Source organism: Nostoc sp., from assembly GCF_036917775.1.
Taxonomy (GTDB): Bacteria; Cyanobacteriota; Cyanobacteriia; order Cyanobacteriales; family Nostocaceae; genus Nostoc.
In genome coordinates this window covers 1-11,504 of sequence record NZ_JBALEQ010000038.1, presented here as the reverse complement: position 1 = coordinate 11,504, position 11,504 = coordinate 1, and the positions used below count along the sequence as shown (strand labels likewise).

The 11,504-nt window shown below is 40.0% G+C and carries 9 protein-coding genes and 1 pseudogene; 2 read left to right on the top strand and 8 right to left on the bottom strand.

Annotated elements, in window-relative coordinates:
- Positions 1-35 precede the first annotated feature (35 nt).
- The 8 genes and pseudogenes from V7K69_RS06550 to V7K69_RS06515 all read right to left on the bottom strand — a co-directional run bounded on the left by V7K69_RS06550 (position 36) and on the right by V7K69_RS06515 (position 8,252).
- Positions 36-1,508, bottom strand: a complete 1,473-nt coding sequence (locus V7K69_RS06550; RefSeq protein WP_335032489.1) for an ATP-binding protein — start codon at positions 1,506-1,508, stop codon at positions 36-38.
- A gap of 42 nt (positions 1,509-1,550) precedes the next feature.
- The gene (locus V7K69_RS06545; RefSeq protein ID WP_335032487.1) at positions 1,551-1,949 is read right to left on the bottom strand and encodes a hypothetical protein; all 399 of its coding nucleotides are present in this window, start codon (positions 1,947-1,949) and stop codon (positions 1,551-1,553) included.
- Between the two features lie 183 nt (positions 1,950-2,132).
- Positions 2,133-3,893, bottom strand: coding sequence for a serine/threonine protein kinase (locus V7K69_RS06540; protein WP_335032485.1), 1,761 nt, complete (start codon positions 3,891-3,893; stop codon positions 2,133-2,135).
- 123 nt (positions 3,894-4,016) lie between these two features.
- The gene (gene rpsU, locus V7K69_RS06535) at positions 4,017-4,205 is read right to left on the bottom strand and encodes a 30S ribosomal protein S21 (RefSeq protein WP_012407716.1); all 189 of its coding nucleotides are present in this window, start codon (positions 4,203-4,205) and stop codon (positions 4,017-4,019) included.
- 108 nt (positions 4,206-4,313) lie between these two features.
- The gene (locus V7K69_RS06530; RefSeq protein WP_012407715.1) at positions 4,314-4,634 is read right to left on the bottom strand and encodes an RNA recognition motif domain-containing protein; all 321 of its coding nucleotides are present in this window, start codon (positions 4,632-4,634) and stop codon (positions 4,314-4,316) included.
- Between the two features lie 448 nt (positions 4,635-5,082).
- Positions 5,083-6,702: a tetratricopeptide repeat protein gene (locus tag V7K69_RS06525; RefSeq protein ID WP_335032483.1), complete on the bottom strand. Its 1,620-nt coding sequence runs from the start codon at positions 6,700-6,702 to the stop codon at positions 5,083-5,085.
- Between the two features lie 451 nt (positions 6,703-7,153).
- Positions 7,154-7,279, bottom strand: a pseudogene (locus tag V7K69_RS06520) (IS4 family transposase); the annotation flags it as partial.
- A 547-nt stretch (positions 7,280-7,826) separates the two neighbouring features.
- Entirely contained in the window at positions 7,827-8,252 is a 426-nt protein-coding gene (locus V7K69_RS06515; RefSeq protein ID WP_335032481.1) for an META domain-containing protein, read from the bottom strand.
- A gap of 438 nt (positions 8,253-8,690) precedes the next feature.
- On the opposite strand from V7K69_RS06515, the gene V7K69_RS06510 reads away from it, so the two are divergent.
- Positions 8,691-10,004 (top strand): FAD-binding oxidoreductase, encoded by a 1,314-nt coding sequence (locus tag V7K69_RS06510; protein WP_335032479.1) that lies wholly within the window; start codon positions 8,691-8,693, stop codon positions 10,002-10,004.
- Positions 10,005-10,058: 54 nt separating this feature from the next.
- Positions 10,059-11,474 (top strand): (Fe-S)-binding protein, encoded by a 1,416-nt coding sequence (locus tag V7K69_RS06505; protein ID WP_335032477.1) that lies wholly within the window; start codon positions 10,059-10,061, stop codon positions 11,472-11,474.
- Positions 11,475-11,504: the final 30 nt, after the last annotated feature.

Genomic DNA, 11,504 nt, shown 5'->3' with positions numbered 1-11,504 from the left:
CTCTGCGATTTCAATCTTAAAAGGGCGGCTCATGGTTATTTTAATTTATCGAGTTTGTTTTCTCTATTATATGCAGCCTCATATAAAATTGGTATAACCTTAATAAATTCTTTTGTTACATCATCCAAATTAGATAGAGATTCCTCTTGTTCAAGCTCAACAATTCGCCCTAACTTAGAACCAATCCAGAGTTCATTGTTAGCTTTTTGGGGATTTTTTTTGCGTAACTCATCCCACTGTTTCGCATCCGCAGATACCCGATTTCCCAGAACGATTATCTCTTCTTTATCCCGAATTAAATTCTGTAAAACTTTCCAAGACCGAAGTAATTCCTCATGTGCCACTTCAGTCGTCGCCTTTCCATCTTCTCTTTTACTTACCAAAAGGCGACTATCAATCAATTGATACAGAACTTTTTTTTGTGTCTCCTCTTTCTCAAAAGCTGTTATATCAGCCCTTTTACTAACAGCTTCTTTGCGTTCTAATCCGATTAATGCTATAAAAATATTTTGTGCTGCTTTTTTTTCTTGTTCATTAAAGTCAGCATATATTTTATCAGCCTGTTTTTGAAGTGCGCCTGTCACTCCTCCCAAATCTTGATAAGTCTTGATATTTAAAACTCTGTCTTGAATATTATCTTTTTTCCACAATTCATTTAAAGTATATTGCAAAAGTGGTAAAGACCCAGCCCGTTTACGAAAATCAGAAATAATTTGATAAATTAATCCCTGTTCAAAAGTTACTCCATTACTAGCCGCAGGTTCAGCAATTGCCAATCTTAGATCATTATCATCCATGTCTGTGAGCATTCGACTATAGGAATCATGGATTTTTCCTAACTTTGGGTAAGGGCTTAATTTATCGAGAAAATCAGCCCGCATAGTCAGAATAATTTTAACGGAAGTATCCGATTTTTCAATTAATTGAATGAGGCTTTTTATGAAAAAATCTCTTTCCTTTTTTGGTGTTGTGGTAAATAATTCCTCAAATTGATCTACAAAAATCAGCCATTGAGAATCCCATTTAAGAGATTGAACAACTTTCACAAGCGTATCTTCTTTAACCGCTTGAGCTAGTTTCGCTTCTGATTGTTTATATTTTGTTAAAAGACTACTATGAAAAGATTGAAATGGGTTTGCATCAGGAACAAAAGTTAGATTTACTAATTGTTCATAACCAGGCTGATTTTCTAAAGCAGGAATTAACCCCGCTCTAATTAAGGAAGACTTACCACTTCCAGATGCTCCTAAAAGCAGAAGAACATTATTTTGTTTAAAGTAATCTGTTAATTCACTAATCCAAGTATCTCGACCAAAAAATTTACTACTATCTTTCGTCTCAAATTTACTTAATCCCAAATAAGGAGAACGTTCAATCAGCTTTCGGGTATGAATTTCAGTATCAGATAATCTCTGAGAAATATAGGTAATATTGACAGTTCCTGAATTGTGTCCAGCAACGCCTAATAAATCACCTTCAGTCGTTACTTTCAAAGGCTCTGTAGTCATTCTAATTTTATTTAAATTTGATTAAACACAATTAAAGATTATTTATTTGCCCTTAGTAACTGGCCCAATATTAACCGTTCCTGAGTTTGTTCCAGCCACACCAAATACATCACCTTGAACTGTTACATTTGTGTTATACTTGCCTTCTTCAAATCCTTGAGGATCTTCTTTTTTCATTACCTCTTCGGCTGCTTTAATAATTTCCTCATCCTTATCAATACCAGCTTGAGTAAGCTTATCTTTTAACAAACCTTCCACTTGCTTAATTTCTTCTGGTTTGGCATCTACCAGCCCTTTTCCAAGGGGATCACTTTCAAACTTCTGCTTAATCAAAGTCTTCAACCCCTGATAGGCATCTTTAACGGCTGTTCCTGCGGTATCCTTAGTAGCTGCGATCGCACCAGCACTTAAAGCAGCAATAATCATAGAAATAGGTTCCATAGTTAATCCCCAATTATTTATTTGTATCTAACAGCTAAAATAGCAGGATTTACGTAACTGGCACGTATATTTTCGTGTTTCGGGGTCAAGGGTCAAGATTTTGATTTTTTGACTCTTGATAACCTCTACAAAAATATATGACACTTAGGCAAGTCCTAAATATAGGAATCCCTCTTTCCTCTTTCACCGCCACCCTAAAAAGCGCAATCCAGGGACAATTAGGTAGTAACTCACTCCTAACCAGAAGCTGATAAAGAAGCCTACGGAACCAAAAAAAATCAGAGGTAACTGTAACTCTGACCAGGCTGGCTGACTGGTAAATTGGAAAATTGGAGGTGCTAATCCTAAAATAATCAAAAGTGCGTATGCGATCGCACTACCAAAGGCAGCTAACACGGCGTATACTATGTGATGGCTGCGAAGACCTAAGCTTAGTGTGAGTAGGCAAGCTGCTACTAGAATCACTGCCACTAAGCCTTCACCACTGTCTTTTGGTGTGATTAGTTGCAAAATGAACCAGCCGAAGCCATAGCTAATCATACCCATCAGCGATGCTACTAAAAAGCGCCGCCGTTGACCAAAACACCCAGATACTGTCAGTCCCCAAGCGGTTCCCCAGCCTGCGGCGATGAATACTAAAATATCTGCCCCAAAGACGGTTTGAGTATTTGGGATTAATTGGTTTAGCTGACTCGAAATAAATTCCACAACCCAACGCCCCAAGTTGGTGTGATATGCCAAAATAAAACCAGCGATCGCACCAAAACAAGCCCCAACATAAGCCAAAATCATCGCCCAAAGAGTCGCCAAACAAGCTTGAAAAATTTTGATGATTGTCTGAGCGATAAAAACAACGGTTTTAGTTACAGCTTGGCTAAAGTTCCCTAAAACTCGTTCAATAGCTTGCATTAGCAGTGTAAATCTCTGGGAAACTTGCGTTGAAGCAAGCTTCCCCCGATCTCGCAGTTGGGCAAATAATCCCGGTGGCGGTAATGGTTGCGAAATCTTCGCCAAGCGTTTTTGAATGATAGCTGCATTTGCTGGACGCGATCGCACATCCTCTTGCACCATCTCATCTAGTAAATCTGCTAGTTGCGGGTTGACATTCGCCGCAGTACGCCAGCGCAATTTCCCAGTTTGTTGATCTTCCAACTCTAGCGGGTATTTGCCTGTTAGCAATTCAATCACAGTTCGACCAAGAGCATAAAAATCTGCACTTGGCCCGACAATACTTCCACTCACTTGTTCTGGTGGACTGTAACCAGAAGAAAATAATCGGGTGGAACTAGACTGAGAACGCAGCTTAGAGGGGCTAAATTGCTTTGCCCCACCAAAATCAATTAGTACCAGGCGATCGCCTTCTATTTGCCCTTGAGGTAGGCTGACAGTGGACGAAGATGTGCCCAGCATTAAATTAGAGGGTTTAATATCCCGATGAATAATCTGACGTTTGTGTAATTCTTGTAAAATCTCTACAGTTTGGGCAAACCAGTTGACAACCAACTTCTCTGGACACCCTTGGGGAAACTTTTTTAATATCTCCTCTAAAGTCCGTCCATTGATTTTTTCCATTACCAGACAAGGTAGTTGGTGCGGCTTGGGGTTAAACAGTTGTACCTGAAAATACCCTTCAGCATCGACTGCGGGGACACCTGGATGCTGCAAACTAGATAAAACTGCCGCCTCTTGGGTAAATAATTCCAGTGCTTTTGGTGAATCTTCTACCAACACTTTCAGCACTTTCTCGGTTTGAGTTTTTTCATCCCAAACCGTGTAAATTTGAGCAAATCCTCCCGAACCTAATGGTTGAAGTGGAACATAGCGGTCTAACAACTCTAGCGGTGCGCCACAGCTGTTGCAGAATTTGTTTCCCCAAGGTTGGGGATAAGGACGTTGACAATCAGGATTTATGCAGTGAACCGCCCTCTGAGTGATGTGGGACACAACCGCTACAATACAAAGGCTGACTTGATTTTAGCGTTTCTTGAGGTTTCCTGATTTTTAAATAGACAAAAGGAAAACCCTCATAGAATCTATGAAGGTTTTCTTTTGTAGCTATATCAGCCCTTAATTACGAAAACTTCTCTTACTCTGTCTGTGCTTGGCGACTTCTTTGCGCTTGCGTTTTTCTAAGGGTGTTTCAAAATGACGATGCTTTCTCATGTCTGGAAAAATTCCAGCCTTGGAAACTTCTCGCTTAAATCGTCGTAAGGCTGATTCAATGTGTTCATTGTCACCGACAATTACTTGGGTCATTATTTCTCCTACTAAGTTGACTTAATCAGGCGGGAACATTACAAAAAAAAGACAGACTGTTGTTTGTCTGACCTTAAGACTATTGGTAAATTTTTTTTGTTTCCAAAGTTAGTAGCGTCCGCCGCGTCCGCCGCCGCCACCGTATCCTCCTCGGTTTCCACCAAAGGAACCTCTATCACCTCTATCTTCCTTGGGTTTAGCCTTATTTACTTTCAGGTCACGACCCATCCACTCAGCACCGTCGAGAGCTTCAATGGCAGCTGTTTCTTCCGCTTCAGTTCCCATTTCCACAAAAGCAAAGCCTCGCGGACGACCTGTTTCACGGTCAGTAGGTACTTGTACTCGCTTTACAGTACCGTATTCTGCAAAAATACCACTTAAATCTTCTTGTGTAACGTCATAAGAGAGGTTACCTACGTAAATTGACATCGATTCGCTCCAAAATCATCACTGTGTAGAGATTTTAATTTCTCTGAGAAGTCTGTAAATACTAAAAGGAAAAGCCTTTCAATACTAAAATCAAAGACGTCACTGAATTAACTCTCCTAAATATAGGATGACATAAGGAGCCATCTCTCTGCATCCAGTAGATAGTTAACCAGTAATACGATCGCGTAAATGCGATCGCCTGCCCCAACTACCCTAAGTACAGCCCAATACAAAAAAGGGTTGGAAATGGAAGAAGATAAATTCTGTAGGGTGATAAAGGAAATCAGACATACAGGGGCACATCTTTAGAATATCCGAATTGAATGTTTGACTGCATTAACCATGAAGCATTACTTCAAAATTTTAATACGAAAGCCAAAGTCAAGCAACAAATAAAGGCTATTTTGGCTTGTACTTTTTTGGATAACCCGCTAGGTATGGGGCCAATCTAAAATCTAAAATCCCAAATTGTTTGACCTTTCCAAGCTGTTTGCAATTCGGCTTTGACAATTTTAGCAGCGTCTTCTTTCCCCGATGCCTGCAAAGTTGCCTGTAAGCCAAATAGAGAACGCCCATTATGGGGATACTTTTCTAGGTCGGTACGAAAGACTTTCTCCGCCTCTTGATAATCACCTTTAGCCAAAAGTACAGCACCCAAAGATTCCCGCGTGGGAAAGTACCAGTCTGGTGGTTCTACGTAATCTAGCGCATCTTCTGCTACTGTCGCTTTTTTTAGTAATTGAATGGCATATTCATAATCATTATTTTTTGTAGCAATTTTGGCATCAATAACTTTTGAGGCAATGTCTAAAATGCGACTGGCGGGGCTGAATCCGATAGTTGCTTCGGTAGAAATTTCCTGTTTGGCGGTAAGTAATGCCCGACTTTCACTTGCTGCCTCTTCAAGTTTGCCTGTGGCAGCCATAGCCATACCGCGAGCAAAATGCCAAAGTGCTGTGGTAGTAGGCAATTTAACATCGGGAGCAGGAGTTTTTAAGATGGCATCCCAATCACTAAAGCGTGTCTGAATCAGCATTTTGCTGCCCAGGAATCCCTCAAGCATTGGTATATATGGGTTAATGGCAGTAGCATTTGCAACTAATTTATCTGCGGCTTGGAGAGCATCTTCATATTTTCCTGCCATACTGCTGGCCACCATGAGGAAATGTACATTGTGGTTGTAGTACATCATGGGGTAAGTGCCCTGGACTTGATATTTTTTGATGTAAATATCATCTTGAGCGATCGCTTGCTTATTTGCTTGCATTGCCCCTTCATAATCTCCCACACGAAAATAAATATGGGAAGGCATGTGTACCAAGTGTCCGGCTGCTGGCGCTAGAGTTCCGAGTCTTTTGGCACTCACAAGGGCCCGTTCTGGGGAAAGTGATGCTTCCACCGCATGGATATAGTAATGATTGGCCCCGGTATGATTCGGGTTACGTTTGAGAACAGATTCTAAAATAGCCACAATTTTTTCTGTATCTGGCTGTGGTTTGCCATCTTTAGTCCAGTGCTGCCACGGATGCAGATCCATCAAGCTTTCAGCATAAAGCGTTGCCGCATCTAAATCATCAGGATATAGCTCAACTAGGGTTGCCATTGCTTTTGCGTAGTCTACCGCTAGTTGATACAAGTCTGCACCAGGATCTTGGGAGTAACGTTTTGCTAAGGCGGTAATGTAGTCTCGTTCCTGCTTAGATGCTTTGGTGGAAAGTGCTAAAGCTTGCTGTACCGCTTGGTAAGCAGCTAATTCTCGATTGGGATCGATTTCTAAGTTAATATTAGGGCCCAGAGCCAGAGCAATACCCCAATATGCGATCGCTAAATGCGGATCGAGTTTGGCAGCGTGTTGAAAAGAACGCACCGCCTCATCATGGTTGAAAGCGTAAATTAAATTTAATCCCTGATCGAAAAACTCTTGCGCCTGAGCATTAGCAGTGGAAATTGGATGGTGGATTGCACCAAGTCCAGATATTAAGGTGTAGGGTTGTCTTGCTTGAGCGATCGCCGCATTAGGAGCGATTAAAGAGAGTATAAGCACCCAAATTATCAATAAATACTTCATTGTCTATATTGTTTTTATTCAAGCTCTTTTTTTCTTAATATTCAAAAGCCACATTTTTTCTAATGAAGCAATTTGCTTACTGAGAACAGCAGCCCGATGTTTCTTATAGATATTAAATCCTACAAACATAATCATTGAAATCAAAATAGAAAATCCGATGAAAATGTTCACATATACATCGGTTTGCGTCCGATAATATACATATATACATATTGTGATTTATAATTTGGCTTAGTAGTAGAGTTTGATTGCATAAAAAATACCTTGAAAAATAAAAATAAACGTAAATACTTGTTCTTGCTGTCTTTAGTGAAAAATTAGTTACAAGTTTTACTAGTGCGGTATGGCATAAATAACTATCCAGTTTAAAAAGGTAACAAAAGCTTGATTTACAAGCTTTCTTTCCTGCTGTCTTTTTGAAGTTCCGTACCTTACGGGGGGACAAAAAGGGCTAGGATGCAGATAAAATAAGCTTCATAGCCCTCTCTCCTTGCTGGTAGTACTTACGCTTATTAGGGTTTAGTCTCAATAATTCTGCGACTAACTCATAAGAATTTTCCATAAAATTGACCCAGCTATTCCAAAGATGACGCACGCGGACAACCATAACTAAGGTTTGTAATCCTGCCCATAATTTGGGTTGATAAAGTTCACTAATCTCAGTGACGGGTACAGTTCAAACTTCACGAACTTCCCGGCGGTGATGTGCTTTCTCAATTCGTTTTTCATAACTGACATTAATTCCCTGAAATTTATACCTCCGTTTACTTGTAGCAGACGGGTAATTTCTCCCCATCTGCTACATTTTTTAAAAGTTAATCAAATTAGCATAAAATTCTATTAAAATAACAACCTGACTGTCTCACCACTTTGCTTCCAAGTTTAAAAAATAATTTTTACAACTAATTTAGGATTGCTATAGATATCAAAATTGTCTCCTAACTCTACCCGTAGTAGATTAGTTAAATTAACTAATCTACTACTTTTTCTTTTGAGATTTTAAAATTGCCGTCATGATATAAGAAAGTTTCCCAATAATATAGGTTGGATAAGGCTAATACCTTACCCAACCAAAGTGCGATCGCTCTTAATGCTCTTAATAAGCTTACAAGAACATTATAAGTTTATTCAGCTTTAACAAAGCTCAACTTTTTACCGGAATAATCGGTAATTGTTAGCTTTTGATCTTTTACATCATAAGACTCGGCTGAATTTAGTGTAGAAAAATATTTCTCTCCCTCTTCACCAAGATATATAAGTGGTTTTATTACAGGCCCTAGTAGTTCGACTGTATTGTCTGTCGATTTATAAGAGCCAAAGTATGGCACGGGTGCAAAGCCTGTATTTGCATTACCTGTGATTCTACTTTCATTAGGATCAAAGGCGACTGTAATATTAAACTGTTCGGGAACAGGAGAATTGTTTAAGGAGGTAAGCTTCCATTTTCCTTCTAAACTTGCTGCGTAACTGGGGCTTTGAAGCGCCAAACTCAAACTAAACACAACCAGGGCAAAAACGATCGCCTTTTTGATGTACTTAAATATATTCATGGTTTCATTCCACCTGAAATTCTAGTTTTAGAATGGATTGTTTAATCTTTCGGTTCTGCTTTATTACATTAATGAGAAAAAAGCAAACTTAACCATTAAGTAGAGTGCGAATAAGTTATGTATTTAGATCAACTTAATGGTTAAGGAAAATTAAAGTAATTTTCTATAAGCATACTCTTACTCTTTTAATGAAAATGCAAGGACAGTTAAGACTGTTTAGACAATTAAGTAAACATTTAATAAAATTTTAATATTTTATTAGGTTGGTAATATCGGTATATCATTCGTTACAAACGTTGTTTATCGCAAATGAGTAGCGTTGGTTCGTGTTGGCGTAGCCCAATCTAGGGATATACAGCCACCGTATATTAATGGCAATACGCTTTTTTAGTCAGGTTAACCAGTAAATTAGAGGTAGAGCGTAAAAAAATAAACTCAATGAAAGCGATATCTAACGACAAGCCGCAAGGCGTGTGCGCTACTGATTTTGCATCTATTATCGGTGAAGAAAATGCTGTTTGCCTTTGGGAAAATATCGAAATAGACCAGCAAAAACGTATCCAACAGGCTGTAACTTCTGGAAAACCTCCCACTTGTATTGTCTATCCCCGCACCCAACAACAACTAGCCGCAGTCATCGCCAAAGCTCACAGTCACAACTGGCGCGTCCTACCCTGTGGTAGTGGCAGTAAACTTAGCTGGGGTGGTTTAGTTAAGGGCGTTGATGTCGTAGTTAGCACAGAACGCATCAACCAACTGATTGAACACGCTGTTGGCGATTTGACTGTCACAGTAGAAGCTGGAATGAAGTTCTCGGATCTCCAGGCACTTTTGGCAAAATCGCGGCAATTTCTCGCCCTTGACCCCACAGCACCGGAGTCAGCAACTATTGGCGGTATTGTTGCCACAGGTGATACAGGTTCTCTGCGGCAACGTTATGGTAGTGTGCGCGACCAGTTACTAGGTGTTACCTTTGTCCGTGCTGATGGAGAAATCGCTAAAGCTGGGGGAAGAGTAGTTAAAAATGTTGCCGGATATGACTTGATGAAGTTGCTTACTGGGTCTTATGGCACATTAGGCTTGATTAGTCAACTGACTTTCCGTGTGTATCCGCTATCAGAGGCATCGGGGACGGTGGTACTAACTGGTAGTGCCGAGGCTGTATCCCAAGCGACTGATATCCTTCGAGGTTCGGCATTAACACCAGTTCAAGCTGATTTGCTATCAACTAAATTGGTGTCTAGCTTAGGTTTGGGTCAAGGATTGGGATTAATTGCCCGTTTTCAGAGTATTAGTGAGAGTGTTAAAGAACAGTCAAACCGAGTTTTGGAAGTAGGTCAAAAGTTAGGTTTAGATGGGGCAATTTTTGCTGATGCTGATGAAGCTAGTCTATGGCAGAGATTGCAAGAACGAATACATTTTTCTGCCACAGAATCTGTAATTACCTGCAAAATAGGAGTGTTGCCTACTGCTGCTGTAGAGATTTTGACTCAAGTGGGGTTGGGTTTAATTCATATAAGTAGTGGTTTAGGTTTGTTACAATTAGAGGATAAAAATCAAGTTTTGAAGGTGCGCGATTTCACCCAACTTAATAGAGGTTTTTTAACAATTCTGGAAGCACCAGTGGCGGTTAAAGAACAAATAGATGTTTGGGGTTATACGGGGAATGCTTTGCCGTTGATGCGCCGTATTAAGGAACAGTTTGATAGTAAGAATATTTTAAGTCCTGGTCGGTTTGTGGGTGGAATTTAAGAAACAAATTGTAGAGACGCTGAGGGCGCTGAGATAGAGAGGGGAAAGAAAATTATGCAAGTTTCAGAAAATGCTGTTAACAATACGGCTAGTTTAAAGAATTTGAAAGGTTTTGATGAGAGTCATCCGCCTGACCCAAAGTTAATTGATAGTTGTGTACATTGTGGGTTTTGTCTTTCTACTTGTCCCAGTTATCGGGTGCTGGGTAAGGAGATGGATTCTCCTAGAGGACGCATCTATTTAATGGATGCAATTAATGAAGGTGAGATTGCTCTCAATACAGCAACCGTAGAACATTTTGATTCGTGTTTGGGATGCCTTGCTTGTGTGAGTACTTGTCCTTCTGGTGTGCAGTATGACAAATTAATTTCTGCAACTCGTCACCAAGTTGAACGAAATTATCCCCGCAGTTTGCCAGACCAATTTTTTCGTAAACTGATATTTTCTCTGTTTCCCTATCCCAATCTTTTACGGATTTTATTAGTTCCGTTATTGGTTTATCAAAAGTTGGGGTTTGCTAAATTCTTTCGCGCTACAGGTTTACTCAATAAAATATCGCCCCGTTTGGCAGCAATGGAATCAATTCTGCCAGAAATTACTCTCAAATCTTTTCAAGATAATTTGCCTAGTGTGATTCCTGCTAAAGGTGAAAAGCGGTATCGCGTTGGGGTAATTTTGGGTTGCGTCCAACGGCTGTTTTTCTCACCTGTAAACGAAGCAACGGTGCGGGTTTTGACAGCGAATGGTTGTGAAGTTGTGATTCCGAAATCTCAAGGTTGTTGTGCGGCGCTTCCCGAACACCAAGGACAAACAGAACAAGCAAAAGCTTTAGCAAGGCAAATGATTGATAGTTTTGCCAAGACCGATGTAGATTTTGTAATTATCAATGCTGCTGGTTGCGGTCACACTTTGAAAGAATACGGGCATATTTTAGAAGATGACCCAGAATATCGGGAAAAGGCAAAGGATTTTGCAGCTAAGGTTAAAGATGCTCAAGAGTTTTTGGCAACTGTTGGATTAACAGCGAAACTTTCACCACTGACTGATAAACCTTTGAATTTAGTTTATCAAGATGCTTGTCATTTATTGCATGGACAAAAGATTAGTGTGCAACCGCGTCAGATATTGCGGCAAATTCCAGGGGTGAAGTTGAGAGAACCAATAGATGCAGCTTTGTGTTGTGGTAGTGCTGGAGTCTATAATATGCTGCAACCAGAAGTTTCTGAAGAATTGGGTCGGCAAAAAGTAGAGAATTTGTTAAATACTGGTGCTGAGTTAATTGCTTCTGCTAATCCTGGGTGTACTTTGCAAATTACTAAGCATTTGCAGTCGCAAGGTAAGAAGATTTCAGTTATTCACCCGATGGAGTTGTTAGATTATTCGATTCGCGGTGAAAAGCTGAAATTGTACCCGGATTTCTCACAAACTCAGAAAAAACCGGAGCTTAAAACTGATAAAATGTATACATAGTAAGTATTTCAGCAGTTTGAACCGATGAAT

Coding starts and splice junctions, on each gene's coding strand:
- V7K69_RS06510 (WP_335032479.1), top strand. CDS start 8,691: ATGAAAGCGATATCTAACGACAAGCCGCAAGGCGTGTGCGCTACTGAT.
- V7K69_RS06545 (WP_335032487.1), bottom strand. CDS start 1,949: ATGGAACCTATTTCTATGATTATTGCTGCTTTAAGTGCTGGTGCGATC.
- V7K69_RS06515 (WP_335032481.1), bottom strand. CDS start 8,252: ATGAATATATTTAAGTACATCAAAAAGGCGATCGTTTTTGCCCTGGTT.
- rpsU (WP_012407716.1), bottom strand. CDS start 4,205: ATGACCCAAGTAATTGTCGGTGACAATGAACACATTGAATCAGCCTTA.
- V7K69_RS06505 (WP_335032477.1), top strand. CDS start 10,059: ATGCAAGTTTCAGAAAATGCTGTTAACAATACGGCTAGTTTAAAGAAT.
- V7K69_RS06530 (WP_012407715.1), bottom strand. CDS start 4,634: ATGTCAATTTACGTAGGTAACCTCTCTTATGACGTTACACAAGAAGAT.
- V7K69_RS06525 (WP_335032483.1), bottom strand. CDS start 6,702: ATGAAGTATTTATTGATAATTTGGGTGCTTATACTCTCTTTAATCGCT.
- V7K69_RS06550 (WP_335032489.1), bottom strand. CDS start 1,508: ATGACTACAGAGCCTTTGAAAGTAACGACTGAAGGTGATTTATTAGGC.